We start from the raw sequence: 16,637 nt of genomic DNA on the forward strand, positions 1-16,637 counted from the left end.
AACAGGGACTACTCCCCATTTTTGGTGTGCGGAGGGCAGGACATGAAGGGCACGGGCGGCACGGCACTCGTACTCGGCGGTGGCGGCCCCGTCGGCGGCGCCTGGATGACCGGCGTGCTCGCCGGGCTCACGGACGCCGGCGTCGACCTGGACCGGGCCGACGTCGTCATCGGCACCTCGGCCGGCGCGGTCTTCGGCTCCCGGCTCGCGTGCGGGGAGCCGTCTCGCGAGATGTACGAGCGTCAACTCACCGGCGCCGACCGGCTGGTCATGAGCGTCACCGCGGCCCAGACCCTCCGCTTCCTGTGGGCGGCGCTCGGCTCCCGCGACCCCGACCGCTCCGTACGCCGTCTCGGCCGCGCCGCCCTGGCCGCCCGGCCCACCCCCGGACCCGGCCTGCCGGAAGTCCTCCGGCCGTTGCTGCGCGGGGCATCGCACTGGCCCGCGCGCGACCTGCGCATCGCCTCGGTCGATGCCCTCACCGGGCAGGTGGAGACCTTCGGCCCGGACTCGACGCTCACCCTGGCCGAGGCGGTCGCCGCCAGCTGCGCGGTGCCCCTGGTCTGGCCGCCCGTCACGGCTGCCGGTCGCCGGTGGATGGACGGGGGCAGTCGGTCCACCACCAACCTGCACCTGGCCCGCGGCTGTCGGCGGGTGGTGGCCGTGGCACCGGTTCCGTCCGCCGTCGGACCGCATCCCCACGCGCGGCAGGAGGCCGCCGCACTCGCCGCCGAGGGGGTCGCCGTCACGCTCCTGGCCCCGGACCGCGCCTCCCGCCGGGCCATGGGCCGCGACCTGACCGCCGACTCCCGCCGCCTGGACGCCGCCCTCGCCGGGCACGCCCAGGGCACCGCACTCGCGGACACCGTGGCCGACGTGTGGCACGGCCGTCGCAGCGAGCGATAGCGAACCGACGGCCCCCGACGAAAGGCGATGTCATGCAGGCCCCCACCCTGGAGGAGCTGGCCCCCGACGGCCACGACCTGACGCGTGACCCGTATCCCCTCTATACGGCCCTGCGCGCCGAGGGCCCCGTGCATCGCGTGCTCGTCCCGGGAAGCGGGGAGTGCTGGCTGGTCGTGACCCGCGACGCGGCACGTGCCGCGCTGACCGACCCCCGCCTGCGCAACGACATCCGGCACTCCTCGTCCTGGCGGACCGACGGCGGCCACGCCCTCGGCCGCAACATGCTCCAGAGCGATCCCCCTCAGCACACCCGGCTGCGCCGGCTGGTGGCCGGCCACTTCGCGCCCGCCCGGGTCGCCGCGTTGCGCCCGCGGATCGAGGACACCGCCCGTGACCTGCTCGCCGCGCTGCCCGCGCGAGGGACCGCGGACCTGGTGAGCCGGTACGCGCTCCCGCTGCCGGTGACGGTGATCTGCGATCTCCTCGGCGTCCCCGCGGCGGACCGTGCCGCCTTCCACACCTGGTCGAACGAGCTGGTCATGCCCACCTCTCAGGAGGCGGCGGCCTCGGCCGCGGGGGCGCTGGCCGGCTGTCTCACCGAGCTGATCGACCGCAAGGCGCACACTCCGGACGGCACGCTGCTCAGCGATCTGGCCGCGGCGTCCCGCGAGCCGGTGGCCGCCGACGGCACGACAGTGGACGAGGCGCCCCTCACCGACGAGGAACTCCTCGGCATGGCCTTCCTCATCCTCGTCGCCGGCCATGAGACGACGGTCAACCTGATCTCCGGCACCCTCCACGGCCCGCTCACCCACCCGGACCAGCTCGGCCTGCTCCGCGCCGACCCCGGGCTGACCGGCCAAGCCGTCGAGGAGTCGCTGCGCCACACCTCACCGGTCCACGCCTCGGCGTTCCGCTTCGCCACCGAGCCCCTGGACCTCGCGGGCACCCGCATCAGCACCGGCGACGCGGTCCTGGTCTCCCTCGCCGCGGCTTCCCGCGATCCGCTGCACTTCCCCGAACCGGACCGCTTCGACATCACCCGGCGCGTCCAGGGCCACCTCGGCTTCGGCCACGGCCTCCACCACTGCCTCGGCGCCCCGCTGGCCCGCCTGGAAGCCGAGACCGCCGTACGCCTGCTCCTGGCACACCGCCCCTCCCTCACCCTCGTCACCGATCCGGCGACACTCACCTGGCGGACCAGCACACTGCTGCGGGGCCTGGCCGAACTGCCGGTCCGGCTGGGCTGAGGGGCCATCTGCGCGGAGGCCGTGCGCGGGTGATGCCGGAAAGGGGCGCCGGTCCTACGATGGCAAGTGGGCCAGCACACAGGGAGCAGGCATGATCCGTTCAGCCGACATCCGCGAGTGGCGCAACCATGACGTGGTCGACCCGAAGGGCCACAGGATCGGCATGCTCGAAGCGGTCTACGTGGACACCACCACCGACGAACCGGCCGTGGTCACGGTCCGCACCGGACTGCCCTCCCGCCGGCGACTGGTCTTCGTCCCGCTCGACGAGGCCGTCCTCGGCCCCGGCTACGTCAAGGTCTCCCACCCCAAGGGGGAGGTGCGGAAGGCCCCTTCCATCGGGACGGACGACGTACTGCCCGCCGAGCAGGAGGAAGCGATCTTCCAGCACTACGGCATGCCCTACCGGCCCGGCGTCAACGGCGAACGCCAACTCGCGCGCCGCTGACCCTCATCCGCGGCACCGGGAGGTGTGCGAGCCGATGGTGATCTTCCTGCTGCTCGTCCTGGTGGCCGTCGCGCTGGGCATCATCGGCGCCGCGGCGGACGGTCTGGGATACCTGCTCGCCATAGGCATCGTGCTGTTCGTGGCCGATGTGGTCTTCATCACGGCACGAGGGGCCCGGCGGGTCCGCCGACGGCCGATTCGCTGACCACGAGAGCAATATCTGTGACCGTGAAGTGAGAAATCGACGCGACGCGCGATGAGTATTCCCGCATCGGCCGACCAGGCGAAATCATCGACCGTGCACGCCCGATCGCGACCTGCTACTGTCGATCTCAGTTGCAGGTGTGGTTGCCAGAAGGTTCTTTCCGACGGGCTGATCATCACGGCGACCGGAGTCCGCACACGGCGAACTCCGAACACCGTCCCAAAGGAGAACATCATGGCTACTGGCACCGTGAAGTGGTTCAACGCGGAAAAGGGCTTCGGCTTCATCGAGCAGGACGGCGGCGGCCCCGACGTCTTCGCCCACTACTCGAACATCGCCGCCCAGGGCTTCCGTGAGCTTCAGGAGGGTCAGAAGGTGTCCTTCGACATCGCTCAGGGCCAGAAGGGCCCGACGGCCGAGAACATCGTCCCCGCCTGACACTGAATCAGACGCTGACTTCGCAGCTGGGGCCCGCACCTTGGGGTGCGGGCCCCAGCTCGCTGCGTTCCCGGGCGCCGCGTAGAAATACCGCGCCCGAAACCGGATATCGAATTTCCGATATCCATTGCTAGACCATATCGGTTGGAATTCACATTCGGCTCGTTCTTGCAATTCTCTGCGCTGCTCACCTGCTGCGGGAATTCCTTGGTACGTGCCGCATCAAGGAAGGTTCCCTATGAACCGCGCCCACACGCGCACCCGTACAAACGACCGCTTCGCCCGTACCCGCACCGGAGGCATGTCCTCGGGTTCGGCCTCCAAGAAGCGCGGCAATCCCGGCCGCGGCGGTCGACAGACCGCAGTGCAGGGCGAGTTCGCCCTGCCGAAGACCGTCACCCCCGCCCTGCCCGCCGTCGAGGCGTTCGCCGAACTCGACATGCCGGAGAAGCTGTTGGCCGCACTGGGCCACGAGGGCGTGACCGTACCGTTCCCGATCCAGGCCGCGACGCTGCCGAACTCGCTCGCCGGCCGTGACGTCCTCGGCCGTGGCCGCACCGGCTCGGGCAAGACCCTCGCCTTCGGCCTGGCGCTGCTGGCCCGCACGGCGGGTCGCACCGCCCAGCCCAGGCAGCCGCTCGCCCTGGTCCTCGTGCCCACCCGCGAGCTCGCCCAGCAGGTCACCGACGCGCTCACCCCGTACGCCCGCGCCGTGAAGCTGCGGCTGGCCACCGTGGTCGGCGGAATGTCGATCGGCCGGCAGGCCGGCGCGCTGCGCGGCGGCGCCGAGGTCGTCGTGGCGACGCCCGGCCGGCTCAAGGACCTGATCGACCGCGGCGACTGCCGACTGGACGACGTCGACATCACGGTCCTCGACGAGGCCGACCAGATGACGGACATGGGCTTCATGCCCCAGGTCACCGCCCTGCTCGACCAGGTGCGCGCCGACGGCCAGCGGATGCTCTTCTCGGCCACCCTGGACCGCAACGTGGACCTGCTGGTCCGCCGCTACCTGACCGACCCGGTGGTGCACTCCGTCGACCCGTCCCAGGGCGCGGTCACCACGATGGAGCACCACGTGCTCCACGTCCACGGCACGGACAAGCAGCGGACGACCACCGAGATCGCGGCCCGCGAAGGCCGCGTGATCATGTTCCTGGACACCAAGCACGCGGTGGACCGGCTGACCAAGCACCTGCTGAGCAGCGGCGTCCGCGCCGGGGCCCTGCACGGCGGCAAGTCCCAGCCGCAGCGCACCCGGACGCTCGCCCAGTTCAAGGACGGGCATGTGACGGTGCTGGTGGCGACCAACGTGGCGGCCCGTGGCATCCACGTCGACAACCTCGACCTGGTCGTGAACGTGGACCCGCCCACCGACCCCAAGGACTACCTGCACCGCGGCGGCCGTACGGCCCGTGCGGGCGAGTCCGGCAGCGTCGTCACCCTGGTGACGCCCGATCAGCGTCGCGACATGACCCGGCTGATGATGTCGGCCGGCATCAACGCCACGGTGACCCCGGTGCGTTCGGGCGAGGAGGAGCTGAGCCGTATCACCGGCGCCCAGGCTCCGTCCGGCATCCCGGTGGTCATCACCAACCCGGTGGTGGAACGCCCCCGTCGCTCCGCGTCCTCGTCCTCCTCCCGGGGCCGTCGTGGCCGTGGCAGCGCGCAGGGCGGCCAGAGCGGTCAGAGCGGTACCCAGGGCGGACAGGGCCGTGGCGGCCAGAGCGGCCAGAGCCGTGGCGGTCAGAGCCGGTCCGCCGGCGAGGCCGGACGCCGCACCGCGAGCCGCAGGACCTCCTACGGCTCGGCGGCCTAGGACCTGTCCGGCGTTCTTACGGTGAGCGGGGGACGGCACGCCCATGCGGCGTGCCGTCCCCCGCTCACCGGCGCCTCTCCTCCTCCGCCCTGTCCACCATCTCGCAGGAGGCACTCTTTGACATCGGTTCAGATGCAGCGGCACTCGGCGGTTCCCGCCACCACTACTGTGGTCGACGTGGACGTGTCCGGGCCGCGGGTCTGTGACGACATGACGGTCGAAGTGGCGCTGTCGGTCATGGCCGGCGCCCGTGTCCAGTATCTGCTCGTGTGCGACGGGGACGACGAGAGCACCGGCTCGATCACCCGGGCCCAGCTCGCCCGCCTCCGGGCCGGCTCCACGTATACGGACCGGATCCGGCTGCGGGACATCCTCGGCGGACACGCGGTCAGTCCGTTCCCCTTCTCCCTGTGAGGCATCATGCGCTGTGTCATCGCCCGCTACCCCTTCGACCTCACGAAGATGGGGGTCCTGGACTCGATGAAGGGCATCAAGCCCGAACTCGTCACGGGTGAGTCCGTGACCATCGGCCGCCGCCGGTACCCCGTCAAGCAGGTGGGCGAGATCATCACCCGTCAGGACCGCCGCGACTTCTCCGCCGGTGAGGTCACCCGCGCGATGGCCCGCCTCGGCTTCACCTGTCACGAGCACCCCGAAGCCGTGCCCGTGGCACCGGTCCTCAGCCCGCTCCAGACCGCCTCGGCGCTGCTCGGCACCCCCGAGCACCAGGAGGCGTGAGGACGGGCGCAAGCCGCCTCAGGACGACAGTGAGGGCCCCGCCGACCGATGTCGGCAGGGCCCTCACTGCTGTTCTCACTGGTCGGAGTAGCTGAAGTCGCCCACGGTCCAGGCGCTGACGTCCTTGATAGCGACCCGGTACATTCCGCCCGTGTCGGGGATCCCGACGGTGCCCTGCAGGATCCGGGCCAGATGGAAGTGCAGATGCGTGGGCGTCTCGCCGGGTTCGGGCCGGCGCTCCGCCCGGCCCGCGGTGAAGACGTCGGCGAACGGGCCCAGATGGTCCGAGTCCTTCAGCACCTCCGACACCCGCTCACGCCACACGGCCTCGGGTGCCAGTCGGCCGGTGATCACGGCACCTCCGACGACCACGGTCAGCGACATCTGATTGCTCTGCTCCGACTCCACCATGGCGGAGATGGCGATGAGCAGCTCGTCAGGGTTCGGCATGAAAGCCGATTCTATGCGGCAGCCGGCGCGGGCTGCGCGGCCCCCCGGTCGGACCGCAGAATACCTGGCACCCCCCTGCGCCGAAATCTACTTTTGAGGGAGTAGACATTGGCCGATACCACAGGTAGCGTTTCTCCCGTAGACATGGTTCAGCGAAGCCCGGCAGACACGAACTGCCTGGTAGGAGGAAGGACGGAGGAGCAGACGCCATCAGGATCGCCCGGACCGAGCGTGCTCGGGACGGGTACCGCAAGACCCCGGATTGGAAGGTGGTCCCCGGTCACGCAGCCACGATCCCCGCAGTCCCGCCCTTCTGGGCCGGGCGGCGGACGTAGCAGGTCGGCACAGCAGTAGGGCCGACAGATGGTGTTCAATTTCCTTCGGGGCCCTGGTGCCGTACGGCGCCAGGGCCCCTCGACGCGTTGGTTCGACGAGGTGACATGACAGCAGATACTCCGCTCAGCGGTCGTCTGGACGACGACGACTATCCCGCGTACACGATGGGCCGGGCCGCCGAGATGCTCGGCACCACGCCGGGCTTCCTCCGAGCCATCGGTGAGGCCCGTCTGATCACACCGCTCCGCTCCGAGGGCGGCCATCGCCGCTACTCCCGGTACCAGTTGCGGATCGCCGCCCGTGCCCGCGAGCTCGTCGACCGGGGCACGCCGATCGAGGCAGCCTGCCGCATCGTCATCCTCGAGGACCAGCTCGAGGAGGCTCAGCGCATCAACGCGGAGTACCGCCGCGCAGCGGGCCAGTCGTCCCGCGGTTCGGGCTGAGCTGCGTCAGGACCGTGCGCGGGCGGCCTTCACGAACGCCTTGATCAGGGCGGGGTCCTTGACCCCCCGGCTCTGCTCCACCCCGCTGGACACGTCGACACCCCACGGGTCCGTGGCGTCGACGGCGTGCCGGACGTTGTCCGGGCTGAGGCCGCCGGCGAGCAGCCACTTCTCCCCCGAACCGGCCAGTGGCTTGCTGTTCCAGTCCCAGGCGACGCCGGAACCCGGCACGGGCGCGTCGAGGAGGAGCATGTCCTCGCCCATGTCCCCGAAGCGCGGCACCAGGTCGCCGAACGCCGCGGCCCGGATCAGCGTCCACTCGCCCGTGGCCAGGTCGTCGTAGTACCCGCGGTCCTCCGGCCCGTGCAGTTGTACGGCGCCGATTCCCGCGTCGGCGGCCACGGACCGCACCTCGTGCGCGGGCTCCCTGCGGAAGACGCCCACCGTCAGTACGCCCTCCGGCACGCGTCGGCACAGCCGTGCGGCCGTGGCGACGTCGATGCGGCGCGGGCTCTCCGAGAACACGAACCCGATGGCGTCGGCCCCCGCCTCGACCGCCGTGTCGACGTCCCTCTCGGTCTTCAGGCCACAGATCTTCACGAACAGGGAGTTGCTCACGCTGGTGCTCCATTGCGGCGGACGACGGGAACCGGTTGAGACAACGTTACCGGCGTGGTCCCGGCCGCCCCGCGGTCAGGTTCCGCGCTTCCACGAGGGGTCCCTGCCCGCCAGGCCCAGGGCGCGGTCGAACAGCGGGGCGGCCCGGGGCACCGCGACCTCGGGGCCGAACACGCCGTACCGTCGGGCCGTCTCGGCCCTGGCGGCCACGTTCTCGTACACCGCCGCGGCGAGATCGTCGTCCACCCGCAGGTCCTGACCTGTGGCCACGGCCAGGTCCCAGCCGTGCAGCAGCCACTCACACAGCAGGATTCCGCCGACGAAGGGGGCGGGCATGAGGCCACCGCCGGTGAGGCCCGTCTCACCGGCCCACGCCCGCGGCTCGCTCCAGACGGCGGCGGCCGCCGCCGACCGCTCGGCGTATCTCTCGGCCCAGTCCGGCTCCGCGGTGAAGTCGTACCCCTCCGCGACCTGTTCCGGCGGTGACTGCCTGAGTCCGGCGGCGTGTCCCCGTACGGCGGTCCAGAGGATCAGGTGGTTCACGAGGGCACCGACGGTCATCTCCTGGCACGGAGTGCGTCCGCCGAAGTCACCCGGCCGGACCCCCCGCACGATGTCCACGGCGGCGGCCGAGGCCCGGGTCATCACAGCTGCCAGTTCCATGGCCCCACGGTAGGCAGGACGACACGGCGGCCTCTTGAAGAAACGCGACAACGACACCACGACAGGAACCCCGGCCCGACCAGATGGTCGTCCGGGGTGAGTGGGCTGGTCAAAGGGGCGGCATGACCGGGAACGCGTCGGTGTCAGGCGCCGGTTCCGCCGGAGGGCTCCGTCGTCGAGCCGGACGAGAGCGGTGCCTGCGGGGGTGTCTCGTGGCAGGTGAAGCCGAGGCGGACCAGGGCCCGGGTCACCTCACCCGCGGTGAAGTCGCGGCGGTCCTGGCGGGTGATGATCTCGCCGACCTGCTTGACCGGGTACACCTTGCGTCCGATGACCACGCAGGCCCCGGTGACTTCCTCGGGACGGATGCCGGCCATCTTGCTCTCCACCTCGGACTTCACGAGGTCGAAGGGGAAACGGGCGATCACACAGCGCATGGGTGCCTCACCAGGGTTCGGGCGGAGCATGGCGGAAGCGCGGGGAAGCGCGAGGCCGGGGGCATGCCGCACGGCCTGTTCGGGGAAAACGAAGAGGGCCCGCACCCAAGGTGCGGGCCCCGATCGTGCGAGCAATTAGGCGGGAACGATGTTCTCCGCCTGCGGGCCCTTCTGGCCCTGGGTGACGTCAAACGTCACCTTCTGGCCTTCCTGCAGCTCGCGGAAGCCCTGGGTGGCAATGTTCGAGTAGTGAGCGAAAACGTCGGCGCCGCCGCCGTCCTGCTCGATGAAGCCGAAGCCCTTTTCCGCGTTGAACCACTTCACGGTACCGGTGGCCATGTCATATCTCCTGAGGCAGTGCTAGGGACTCGCACTTCGCGAGTCTCGCTCATCGCCGTGATGATCACCTGCCCGGAAAACCGACAGCAAAAAGGTAACCACAACTGCAACTGCGTCGAGCCTAGCACGGAAAGAATGCGGCGCCAGGGGAAGACTTCGGCGTGCCGACCTAACGGAAAAGCGCACGTGGGAGACGCTCCGCGTCGTCCGAGAATCTTTTTCCCGGATCTGCTCGAATTTCTTCCGCGGTCACATCAGTTTTCTTCTCCGGCCACGTCAGGTTTCCGGTCCGGCCGCAGGTCACCGTTGTCACGCAGGGCCTCTTCGAGCTGGTCCTCGAGGCCGATGATGCGCATGGCGGCCTCGATCGGGGTCCCCTGGTCGACCAGCTCGCGGGCCCGGGCGGCCAGGCGCAGCTGGTGGCGCGAGTAGCGGCGGTGGCCGCCGTCCGATCTCTTCGGAGCGACCAGGTTCGCCTCACCGAGAGCCCGGAGGAAGCCGGGCGTGGCACCGATCAGCTCGGCCGCCCGGCCCATGGTGTACGCCGGGTAGTGGTCGTCGTCGAGCCGGCCGGCGGCCTGCGACAGGTCTTCCGAGGACATGTACGCCTTCCCGCGGGTCGCCGGGGCGCGGCCCGCCGCATGGGGCAGATTCCCTGCACGAGAACTCTAGTCGCCCGGGTGGAATCTCTGTCGCGGCGGACACAGATGTGCGATGCCCTCAGGGGGCGATGACCTCTCGGGAGTACCGTGGACTCGACCGGGGGCATGCGGCAGACCTGCGGCAGAAGAAGAAACTGGTGACAGTCATGGGCTCGACGTCCGACCGCCCGCCCGAGGGAGAAGGCCTCGCAGAGGTCCGCATCATCGCCGCGGACCCCGACGTCGCCCAGCGGGTCGCGCTGGTCCTGCGCGAGGTGTTCCCGTGCGACGAGCCGCGCAGCTATCCGACGGGCCCGGACGGATTCGGCACCCTGCTCCACCTGACGGTCGACACCGGTCACACCGCCGAGGCATCGCCCGAGCCCTCGAACTGGCTGGTCAGCAGCCGCTCCAAGGGCCAACGCGCACACACCGACGAGCCCGGCTGACCCCCGGACACCGCTCCGCACGTACGCACACGTCAGACGGCCGCCGTCGCCCCCCTCGATGAGGGGCCGACGGCGGCCGCGTGTGTGACGGGGGTCGTCGGCGTTACGGCGCGTCGATCAGGTCGTGCGGCGGCACGGTCACCGTGCGGGCGCCCGGCTCACCGGCCAGGACGACCTTGCGGAGCGCGACGTTGTTGTCGGTGTTCGTCTCCTGGAGCCGCTTCTCCGGGTTGGCGATCACCTGGATGTAGTACGTGCCGTTCGCCAGGTCGGTGATGTCGAAGGACTGCCCGGGACGGTACTGGGTGTACGTGTCGCCGGACCCCACGTCGAGGACCTCGCGGACGGAGATCGAGTTCTGCTCGCCGCAGGCGGTCGACAGATCGGTGTTGCGCGGGTGCCAGTTGGCATTCTTCACCGTGTAGTCGACGGCGTCGGTGTTGGCCAGGCAGAACGCCTCCTTGCCGCTGCGCACCTCCTTGGTCTGGTCCTCGCTCAGCAGCCGGTAGCTGGCGAAGTCGGTGAAGTGCCAGTGCTCGTGGCCGCTGCGCGGGTCCCACTCCATGGTGCCGGTGGGCGTGTACCCGACCTGCTTGCCGTCCGCGTCGTAGAAGTACTGGTACGCGTCCATCAGGTCCTTGCCGGGGCTGCGGAACCCGTCCACGACGAGCGGAGCGGGACCGGCGTTCCAGACGTTCGCGCTGAACGCGAGGTAGTCCTTGCCCGGCGCGTCCCCGTCCTCGCCGTCGGTGATGGCGATGTCCCACGCCGGCAGCGACCGCAGGTCCGGCTTGGGCACGCTCGCCGCGACGCCGGTCCGGCCGGTGGGCCGCTTGGCGTTGGGCGTGAGCGCGGGCGCGATGCGGGAGCCGTCGGTGTGGCCGGTGCCGTCGCCCAGGTGGTGGGCCGTACCGCGGTCTTCGAGGGCGTGGGAGAGGGCGGGGGCCGTGGGTGCGTCGGCGCCGCGGGGGCCGTAGTGGTGGGAGTCCGAGGCCGAGGCCTTGGCGTCGGTGTGGGCGCCGTGCCCGCCGTGGCGGGCGGAGGCCAGCCCTTCCCCTCCGCCACCACCCATGTCCCGCACCGTCACCTTGACGGTCGGCTGGTCGTCGGGGATGTCGAACAGGTCGCGGTACTTCTTCGCGACCGACACCTTGGCCGTGTACTCGCCCGCCGGCAGATCCACCGGCTTGTCGTAGTCGACCGTGGTGGAGTTGGCCGCCCACCCCTTCTCCACACCCCACACCGAGCCCAGTGTCCACGGGTTGGTGGGGCAGCTCTCCGGATAGTGCGAGGTCGCGGGGGCGTCCGGACGGAGCCGACCGGAGGCGTTGTTCGGGCAGAAGGTCCCCTTGCTCGTCACCACCTCCTTGCCGGCCGCGTCGGTGATCGTCACGTCGAGGAAGCCCGTCAGCCCCGAGAAGTCCTTCACCAGCCCGGCGGGCAGGGTCTTGGTCCGCGTGCTCGTCCCGTCCCGCAGGATCTGCCGGGCGACGACCGGGTCCTTGTACGACTTCCGGGTCACCTTGAACTCAAGCGGCGCGTTGTCGACCGTGACGTACGTGCCGAGGTCGAGGAAGACGCCGGAATCCCACTCGTAGCGGTCGAGCGTCACGGAGTTCGACGCGGCTATCAGCTTCAGCTGCGGCTTGCCGGGGGTCGCCGCCGCCGCCTCCGCTCCGGTGCCGGGGACGGCTCCGGTTCCGGTGACGACAACGGCGAGCGCGGCTCCGGCGGCGAGCGCGGAGCGCTTTAAGTGCTTCATCGGTACGAGTTCTCCCAGGGTGCGTTCTCGATCAAGCCTGTGATCAGCCTGTGAGACCTGTGGGAGCCGTGCCGGGGTTGCTCGGTGAGAACGAAATCAAGTGGAGTGCCGCGAAGTGACGCGAACTAGGCGCCGAAGTGGCCGAGTTCGATGTCGATGCCGAACCCGATGCCGTGGCCGCCGGCTCCGCGTCCGGTGCGGCTCCCCCGCCTACTCCCCCGCCTGTGCCCTCCCAGGCGTCCGGGCCCTCCAGTGAGCCATGCCTTCCGCCCCGAAGCCGGCCACTACGAGCATGCCCGCCAGCCACAGGAGGGACGGCCTCTGCCCCTGCAGGCCGGCAAGCAGCGCCGCCACGCCGAAGGAAGGCAGAAGGACCGCCACAGCGGTCCACCACCGACCCCTGCGGGCTTGGACGACGGCGGAAGCCGAGGCGAGCACGATGAGCAAGACGGTCACTGCCACTGGTATCGGCACGGTGGCAGTCTGCCGTCTTCCTTCTCCGCCCACACCGAAGTCGGGTCGCTCGGTCGGCGCGCTCGTCGAATTCGTGTGGCCTGGGACACATATTTATCGCCCATATGGGCGATAATCGGAAGCATGAGTACCGCAACGTTTGTCCTTGCGGCCACGTCGGGCGACGTGCTCAACGTGATCGCCGCTTTCGCCGGTGGCCTGTTCATCGCCGGTGCGCTGGTGTGGGCCGTGCAGTTCGGGATGCGGGTCCAGGACCGGGAATCGCCCCGGCCCCGGCCCGAGGAGCAGGCGCATCTCCCCGCGACCGGACCGGTCCGCGAGATGCGGGAGATGCGGGAGCCGGACGAGATGCCGATGCCCGGGGACAGCCGGGAACGGCTCATGCCGTATCAGCTCCATCCCGCCGCGTCCCGGCGGGGCAAGGACCAGCGCCGAAAGCGCTGGCTGCCCGGTTCCAGCGGTTCCTTCGGCGGCGGCGGCCTCGGGCACGTGTGACCGACGGCCGGGTGGGACCGGCCGTCGGCTGGGACGGACACCGGCCGCCGGGTGGGACGGCCGCCGGGTGGAGCCGGCCGGACTAGGCGTTGCCGCGCGCCGAGGAGGCGGGCCGGTACACAGCCAGCGCCCAGATCACGAAGACGTTGACGGCGATCATGACGATCGACCAGACCGGCGAGTACGGCAGGAACAGGAACTGGGCGACCATGTGCAGGGACGCCAGGAAGATGCCGGTCATGCGTGCCCAGGCGGCGCCCTTGAGGATTCCCGCGCCGGTGAGCGCGACCACGGCGCCGAGGACGATCAGGATCACGCCCCAGCCCGTGAGGTTGATCTTGTAGACGTAGTCGCCGAGATTGGCCCACACGTCGTCCTCGGCGAGCGCGGAGATGCCCTGGAAGATCGCCAGGATGCCGTTCACCAGCATCAGGACGCCGGCGAAGACCACGCCGCCCGTGGCCCAGCCCGTCCCGGCCGACTGGCCGGCGGGCATGCCCGTCGACCGCTGGGTGTCGTCCCAGGCGGGCTGCTGACGCTGCGCTCCTGTCGACTGCTGCCCTCCGCCGGTCGGCGGCTGCGTCGCGTGCGGTTGCTGGCTCATGGGCGGGTCCCGTTTCTTCCGAGTCTGCGAATGCTTCGAGTCCTACGACCCTTCGACGATCGGGCGGTACGGAGTGCGCCGCCAGGGGAGCGGGCCATCCGGGTGACCTGCGGCACGCACGGGCCGTGCGGCATGCGGGGGGTTCGTGCGGCATGTGGGGCCCCACGAGGCGCCGGCCCGCAGGACCGTGACGCACACCGCGACGACAAGGCAGGGCGATGAGCGAGACACCGGTTGCCTTCACCGAGCACGACTACGAAGACCGTATGGTCCGGGCCGCCCGGGACGCGGCCGACGCCGGACTCTCGGGGCTGCTCGTCACGCCCGGCCCCGACCTGGTCCGGCTGTGCGGCTACCGGCCCACCGCGCTCACCGAACGCCTCACCCTGCTGGTGCTGGTGCCCGAGTCGGAACCCCGGCTACTGGTGCCGGCGCCACAACGCCCGGACGCGGAGGCGGCCCCGGGCGCGGGCGCCCTGCGGGTGTCTCAGTGGCGCGACGGCCAGGACCCGTACGCGGCGGCGGCCGGACTGCTGCGACCGAACGGCCACTACGGCGTCTCCGACGCCACCTGGGCCCTGCACCTCCTCGGCCTCCAGGAGGCGCTGCCCCTCACCACGTACCGGGCGCTGAGCATGTCGCTGCCGATGCTGCGGGCGGTCAAGGACGACCACGAGCTGGCGCGGCTCGCGGCGGCCGGTGCGGCGGCGGACGCGGCGTACGAGGAGATCCTCGCCGTACGTTTCGCCGGGCGCCGGGAGACCGACGTGGCCGGCGACCTCGCCCGCCTGCTGCTCGCGCACGGCCACGGCCAGGTCGACTTCACCGTGGTCGGCTCCGGGCCCAACGGGGCCGACCCACACCACGAGGCCGGCGAACGCATCATCGAGAACGGCGACATGGTGGTCCTGGACTTCGGAGGCCTGAAGGACGGGTACGGCTCGGACACCACGCGGACCGTGCACGTGGGCGAGCCCACGGACGAGGAACGCGCGGTGCACGACATCGTGCGCCGGGCCCAGCAGGCCGCCTTCGAGGCCGTACGGCCGGGCGTGCCGTGCGCGGAGATCGACAAGGCGGCCCGCACGGTGATCGAGGACGCCGGGTACGGCGCTTACGTCGTCCAGCGCACCGGCCACGGCATCGGCGTCACCACGCACGAGCCGCCGTACCTCGTGGCGGGCGAACTGCGGCCGCTGGTACCCGGGATGTGTTTCTCCATCGAGCCCGGCATCTATCTGCCCGGCCGCTTCGGCGTCCGTATCGAGGACATCGTCACGTGCACGGAGACGGGCGGGCGGCGGTTGAACAGCACCCCGCACGAGATGGCCGTGGTGAGCTGACCGCCTCGGCCCGACCGCCTCGGTCCCGACCGCGTCAGTCCCGACCGGCCGGTCCCACCGTGATGGTGATCTGCTCGCTCGTCGCGCCGACCCCGTTCAGCGTCGCCGTCGCCTGGAGCCGGCCCGAGCCCGCCGGGAGCGCGGTGCCCGGCACGCAGGACCACGTGCCGTCGGCCGCCGCGGTCGTCGCGCAGACCTCGTTCTCGAGGGCGTCGCGCACGGTGACCTGGGCTCCGGGGTACGCCGTACCGGCCACCTCCGGCCGCTCCGTCAACGGCACCCCGGACTCGGGACGCGTCAGCGTCGGTCCCGGCAGGCCGACGGTCACCTCGCAGGTGCCCCGCTCCTTCACCGCACCCCGCGCGTCCGTGAGCCGCAGCACGCACCCGCGAAGCCGCGTCCCCGGCACGGCGTCCGAGGCCACCGCCAGGACGAAGGGGAAGGCCGCCGGAACGCCTGGCACCCCCTCGTCTTCCACGAAGGTGTACGACCCTCCGCTCCCCCCGGACATCACCGCCCCCCGATAGCCGCGCCCGGCGAACGGCACGCCCGTGACCTTGCTGCCCCCGGGAGCCGTCAGCGTCAGAGCGGACCCGACCGCCGGCGCCGCCTGCGCATATCCCGCGACCTGGACAACGCCCTCCCGCCCGGGGGCGATGGTGACGGCCCCCGTCAGCTCGCGCCCGGGTGCGGCGGCGGCGGCCTGCGGCGGCGGCCCGGACACGGTCATCGTGCCCACCACCGCGATCCCCGCCAGTGCGACCCCCGTTGCCCTTCTCGGCCCGTTCATCGTCGGCACCGCTCCTTACCGGGCGTACCAGCCCTCGATGCGTGCGATTCTCGCGGCTGGCTTCCGCAGGTGGCATGCGCTGTGCGGCCGTATGGGCGAGGTGTCGCCGGTGGGCCGCCCGCTTCGGCGAGGAAGAAACGGGGCGGATTCTTTACCAAATCAAAAGGTTTCTCGGGCATCCTCGTCCGTACTTCTGTACGTCCGACCCGCCATGGCGGGCCCCCGACCGGGCAGGAGACACGGTGCGCTTTTCGCGGAACACGATGGGAACGCTTTTCGTCGGCGGTGCTCTCACCCTGACCTTGGGTGCGTTGGCCTATCCCTCGATGCTTGGTCTCGACACCGTCTCCAGCGCGCAGGACAGAGTGATCGCCCAGACGCAGTGGGGGCCGTTGACCGAGCAGGACCGTGCCTTCGTGGTCTCTGTGCGCGCGGCAGGGCTGTGGGAGTATCCGCTCGGGCAGATCGGCCTGAAGAAGGGGACGGCCCCGGAGGTCAAGACCGCGTCCGAGCACCTCGTCGACGGACACGGGGCACTGGACGCCAGTTGCCGCAAGATCGCCCCGTTGCTGAACATCACCCTGCCGAACGTGGCGAGCCCGCAGCAGGTCGCGTTCGTGAACCAGATCGACTCCTCGCCGACCGGCAACGCGTTCGACTCGAACTTCGCGAACATCCTGCGGATCACACACGGTTCGATCTTCAACACCATCGCGAAGATCCGCTCCACTACCAAGAACTCGCTGATACGGCAGCTGGCCGACCAGGCCAACAACACCGTCCTGGACCACATCACGGTCATGGAGAAGACCGGCCTGGTCAACTTCGATCAGGCCCTCTTCCAGCAGACCACCCCGCCGAAGCTGCCCCAGAGCGACATGACTCCGCCGCCGCCGCAGCCCGGTGAGCCGATGGTCGTCCTGACCCCTCCGCCGACCGCGACCGCGACGCCGACCATCACCCCCTGAGTCCGTCGGCTGGGTGGCCGG

The 16,637-nt window shown here is 70.7% G+C and carries 22 protein-coding genes; 13 read left to right on the top strand and 9 right to left on the bottom strand.

Going from position 1 to position 16,637, the window contains the following annotated elements; translation table 11 throughout:
• The first annotated feature begins 42 nt into the window (after positions 1–42).
• From KUM49_RS45805 to KUM49_RS45840, 8 genes are all read left to right on the top strand, one after another.
• Entirely contained in the window at positions 43–906 is an 864-nt protein-coding gene (locus KUM49_RS45805; RefSeq protein WP_217242919.1) for a patatin-like phospholipase family protein, read from the top strand.
• 32 nt (positions 907–938) lie between these two features.
• The gene (locus tag KUM49_RS45810) at positions 939–2,156 is read left to right on the top strand and encodes a cytochrome P450 (RefSeq protein ID WP_217242920.1); all 1,218 of its coding nucleotides are present in this window, start codon (positions 939–941) and stop codon (positions 2,154–2,156) included.
• A gap of 91 nt (positions 2,157–2,247) precedes the next feature.
• Positions 2,248–2,604, top strand: a complete 357-nt coding sequence (locus KUM49_RS45815; RefSeq protein WP_217242921.1) for a PRC-barrel domain-containing protein — start codon at positions 2,248–2,250, stop codon at positions 2,602–2,604.
• Between the two features lie 34 nt (positions 2,605–2,638).
• Positions 2,639–2,809, top strand: a complete 171-nt coding sequence (locus tag KUM49_RS45820; protein ID WP_217242922.1) for a hypothetical protein — start codon at positions 2,639–2,641, stop codon at positions 2,807–2,809.
• A gap of 234 nt (positions 2,810–3,043) precedes the next feature.
• Positions 3,044–3,247 (top strand): cold-shock protein, encoded by a 204-nt coding sequence (locus KUM49_RS45825; protein WP_030939356.1) that lies wholly within the window; start codon positions 3,044–3,046, stop codon positions 3,245–3,247.
• Positions 3,248–3,485: 238 nt separating this feature from the next.
• The gene (locus KUM49_RS45830) at positions 3,486–5,066 is read left to right on the top strand and encodes a DEAD/DEAH box helicase (protein ID WP_217242923.1); all 1,581 of its coding nucleotides are present in this window, start codon (positions 3,486–3,488) and stop codon (positions 5,064–5,066) included.
• A 132-nt stretch (positions 5,067–5,198) separates the two neighbouring features.
• The gene (locus KUM49_RS45835) at positions 5,199–5,480 is read left to right on the top strand and encodes a hypothetical protein (protein WP_217243042.1); all 282 of its coding nucleotides are present in this window, start codon (positions 5,199–5,201) and stop codon (positions 5,478–5,480) included.
• A gap of 6 nt (positions 5,481–5,486) precedes the next feature.
• Positions 5,487–5,804, top strand: a complete 318-nt coding sequence (locus tag KUM49_RS45840; protein ID WP_217242924.1) for an SCO5918 family protein — start codon at positions 5,487–5,489, stop codon at positions 5,802–5,804.
• 75 nt (positions 5,805–5,879) lie between these two features.
• Here KUM49_RS45840 and KUM49_RS45845 read toward each other — a convergent pair whose 3' ends face one another.
• The gene (locus KUM49_RS45845; RefSeq protein ID WP_217242925.1) at positions 5,880–6,254 is read right to left on the bottom strand and encodes a hypothetical protein; all 375 of its coding nucleotides are present in this window, start codon (positions 6,252–6,254) and stop codon (positions 5,880–5,882) included.
• Between the two features lie 440 nt (positions 6,255–6,694).
• On the opposite strand from KUM49_RS45845, the gene KUM49_RS45850 reads away from it, so the two are divergent.
• The gene (locus tag KUM49_RS45850) at positions 6,695–7,033 is read left to right on the top strand and encodes a MerR family transcriptional regulator (protein WP_217242926.1); all 339 of its coding nucleotides are present in this window, start codon (positions 6,695–6,697) and stop codon (positions 7,031–7,033) included.
• A 6-nt stretch (positions 7,034–7,039) separates the two neighbouring features.
• On the opposite strand, the gene KUM49_RS45855 is transcribed toward KUM49_RS45850, so the two are convergent.
• From KUM49_RS45855 to KUM49_RS45875, 5 genes are all read right to left on the bottom strand, one after another.
• Positions 7,040–7,651 (bottom strand): phosphoribosylanthranilate isomerase, encoded by a 612-nt coding sequence (locus KUM49_RS45855; protein ID WP_217242927.1) that lies wholly within the window; start codon positions 7,649–7,651, stop codon positions 7,040–7,042.
• Positions 7,652–7,726: 75 nt separating this feature from the next.
• Positions 7,727–8,314, bottom strand: a complete 588-nt coding sequence (locus KUM49_RS45860) for a TIGR03086 family metal-binding protein (protein WP_217242928.1) — start codon at positions 8,312–8,314, stop codon at positions 7,727–7,729.
• Positions 8,315–8,457: 143 nt separating this feature from the next.
• The gene (locus KUM49_RS45865) at positions 8,458–8,751 is read right to left on the bottom strand and encodes an SCO5918 family protein (RefSeq protein WP_217242929.1); all 294 of its coding nucleotides are present in this window, start codon (positions 8,749–8,751) and stop codon (positions 8,458–8,460) included.
• A gap of 135 nt (positions 8,752–8,886) precedes the next feature.
• Positions 8,887–9,090 carry a cold-shock protein gene (locus KUM49_RS45870; RefSeq protein WP_010986199.1) on the bottom strand — a complete coding sequence of 68 codons (204 nt, stop codon included), beginning with the start codon at positions 9,088–9,090 and terminating at the stop codon, positions 8,887–8,889.
• 254 nt (positions 9,091–9,344) lie between these two features.
• Positions 9,345–9,692, bottom strand: a complete 348-nt coding sequence (locus tag KUM49_RS45875) for a MerR family transcriptional regulator (protein ID WP_217242930.1) — start codon at positions 9,690–9,692, stop codon at positions 9,345–9,347.
• Positions 9,693–9,820: 128 nt separating this feature from the next.
• On the opposite strand from KUM49_RS45875, the gene KUM49_RS45880 reads away from it, so the two are divergent.
• Positions 9,821–10,180, top strand: a complete 360-nt coding sequence (locus tag KUM49_RS45880; protein ID WP_308407022.1) for a hypothetical protein — start codon at positions 9,821–9,823, stop codon at positions 10,178–10,180.
• Positions 10,181–10,283: 103 nt separating this feature from the next.
• Here KUM49_RS45880 and KUM49_RS45885 read toward each other — a convergent pair whose 3' ends face one another.
• Entirely contained in the window at positions 10,284–11,942 is a 1,659-nt protein-coding gene (locus KUM49_RS45885) for a lysyl oxidase family protein (protein WP_217242931.1), read from the bottom strand.
• A gap of 597 nt (positions 11,943–12,539) precedes the next feature.
• Between KUM49_RS45885 and KUM49_RS45890 the strand changes: the two genes are divergently transcribed.
• Complete coding sequence (locus tag KUM49_RS45890) at positions 12,540–12,911, top strand: DUF6479 family protein (protein WP_217242932.1); 372 nt, start codon at positions 12,540–12,542, stop codon at positions 12,909–12,911.
• Positions 12,912–12,993: 82 nt separating this feature from the next.
• Here KUM49_RS45890 and KUM49_RS45895 read toward each other — a convergent pair whose 3' ends face one another.
• Positions 12,994–13,515 carry a hypothetical protein gene (locus tag KUM49_RS45895; protein WP_217242933.1) on the bottom strand — a complete coding sequence of 174 codons (522 nt, stop codon included), beginning with the start codon at positions 13,513–13,515 and terminating at the stop codon, positions 12,994–12,996.
• A gap of 218 nt (positions 13,516–13,733) precedes the next feature.
• Here KUM49_RS45895 and KUM49_RS45900 point away from each other — a divergent pair, with 218 nt between their 5' ends.
• A complete protein-coding gene (locus KUM49_RS45900; protein ID WP_217242934.1) occupies positions 13,734–14,858 on the top strand; it encodes an aminopeptidase P family protein in 1,125 nt (374 codons plus the stop codon).
• A gap of 34 nt (positions 14,859–14,892) precedes the next feature.
• Here the strand turns inward: KUM49_RS45900 and KUM49_RS45905 are convergent, their stop codons facing one another.
• A complete protein-coding gene (locus KUM49_RS45905; protein ID WP_217242935.1) occupies positions 14,893–15,648 on the bottom strand; it encodes an Ig-like domain-containing protein in 756 nt (251 codons plus the stop codon).
• 263 nt (positions 15,649–15,911) lie between these two features.
• Here KUM49_RS45905 and KUM49_RS45910 point away from each other — a divergent pair, with 263 nt between their 5' ends.
• Positions 15,912–16,616, top strand: coding sequence for a DUF4142 domain-containing protein (locus KUM49_RS45910; RefSeq protein ID WP_217242936.1), 705 nt, complete (start codon positions 15,912–15,914; stop codon positions 16,614–16,616).
• The last annotated feature ends 21 nt before the right edge of the window (positions 16,617–16,637 follow it).

The organism is Streptomyces sp. AC555_RSS877, assembly GCF_019049245.1.
GTDB lineage: Bacteria > Actinomycetota > Actinomycetes > Streptomycetales > Streptomycetaceae > Streptomyces.

Coding starts and splice junctions, on each gene's coding strand:
- KUM49_RS45850 (WP_217242926.1), top strand. CDS start 6,695: ATGACAGCAGATACTCCGCTCAGCGGTCGTCTGGACGACGACGACTAT.
- KUM49_RS45895 (WP_217242933.1), bottom strand. CDS start 13,515: ATGAGCCAGCAACCGCACGCGACGCAGCCGCCGACCGGCGGAGGGCAG.
- KUM49_RS45830 (WP_217242923.1), top strand. CDS start 3,486: ATGAACCGCGCCCACACGCGCACCCGTACAAACGACCGCTTCGCCCGT.
- KUM49_RS45860 (WP_217242928.1), bottom strand. CDS start 8,314: ATGGAACTGGCAGCTGTGATGACCCGGGCCTCGGCCGCCGCCGTGGAC.
- KUM49_RS45900 (WP_217242934.1), top strand. CDS start 13,734: ATGAGCGAGACACCGGTTGCCTTCACCGAGCACGACTACGAAGACCGT.
- KUM49_RS45840 (WP_217242924.1), top strand. CDS start 5,487: ATGCGCTGTGTCATCGCCCGCTACCCCTTCGACCTCACGAAGATGGGG.
- KUM49_RS45880 (WP_308407022.1), top strand. CDS start 9,821: ATGACCTCTCGGGAGTACCGTGGACTCGACCGGGGGCATGCGGCAGAC.
- KUM49_RS45805 (WP_217242919.1), top strand. CDS start 43: ATGAAGGGCACGGGCGGCACGGCACTCGTACTCGGCGGTGGCGGCCCC.
- KUM49_RS45835 (WP_217243042.1), top strand. CDS start 5,199: ATGCAGCGGCACTCGGCGGTTCCCGCCACCACTACTGTGGTCGACGTG.
- KUM49_RS45885 (WP_217242931.1), bottom strand. CDS start 11,942: ATGAAGCACTTAAAGCGCTCCGCGCTCGCCGCCGGAGCCGCGCTCGCC.
- KUM49_RS45875 (WP_217242930.1), bottom strand. CDS start 9,692: ATGTCCTCGGAAGACCTGTCGCAGGCCGCCGGCCGGCTCGACGACGAC.
- KUM49_RS45870 (WP_010986199.1), bottom strand. CDS start 9,090: ATGGCCACCGGTACCGTGAAGTGGTTCAACGCGGAAAAGGGCTTCGGC.
- KUM49_RS45820 (WP_217242922.1), top strand. CDS start 2,639: ATGGTGATCTTCCTGCTGCTCGTCCTGGTGGCCGTCGCGCTGGGCATC.
- KUM49_RS45910 (WP_217242936.1), top strand. CDS start 15,912: ATGGGAACGCTTTTCGTCGGCGGTGCTCTCACCCTGACCTTGGGTGCG.
- KUM49_RS45865 (WP_217242929.1), bottom strand. CDS start 8,751: ATGCGCTGTGTGATCGCCCGTTTCCCCTTCGACCTCGTGAAGTCCGAG.
- KUM49_RS45845 (WP_217242925.1), bottom strand. CDS start 6,254: ATGCCGAACCCTGACGAGCTGCTCATCGCCATCTCCGCCATGGTGGAG.
- KUM49_RS45810 (WP_217242920.1), top strand. CDS start 939: ATGCAGGCCCCCACCCTGGAGGAGCTGGCCCCCGACGGCCACGACCTG.
- KUM49_RS45905 (WP_217242935.1), bottom strand. CDS start 15,648: ATGAACGGGCCGAGAAGGGCAACGGGGGTCGCACTGGCGGGGATCGCG.
- KUM49_RS45815 (WP_217242921.1), top strand. CDS start 2,248: ATGATCCGTTCAGCCGACATCCGCGAGTGGCGCAACCATGACGTGGTC.
- KUM49_RS45890 (WP_217242932.1), top strand. CDS start 12,540: ATGAGTACCGCAACGTTTGTCCTTGCGGCCACGTCGGGCGACGTGCTC.
- KUM49_RS45825 (WP_030939356.1), top strand. CDS start 3,044: ATGGCTACTGGCACCGTGAAGTGGTTCAACGCGGAAAAGGGCTTCGGC.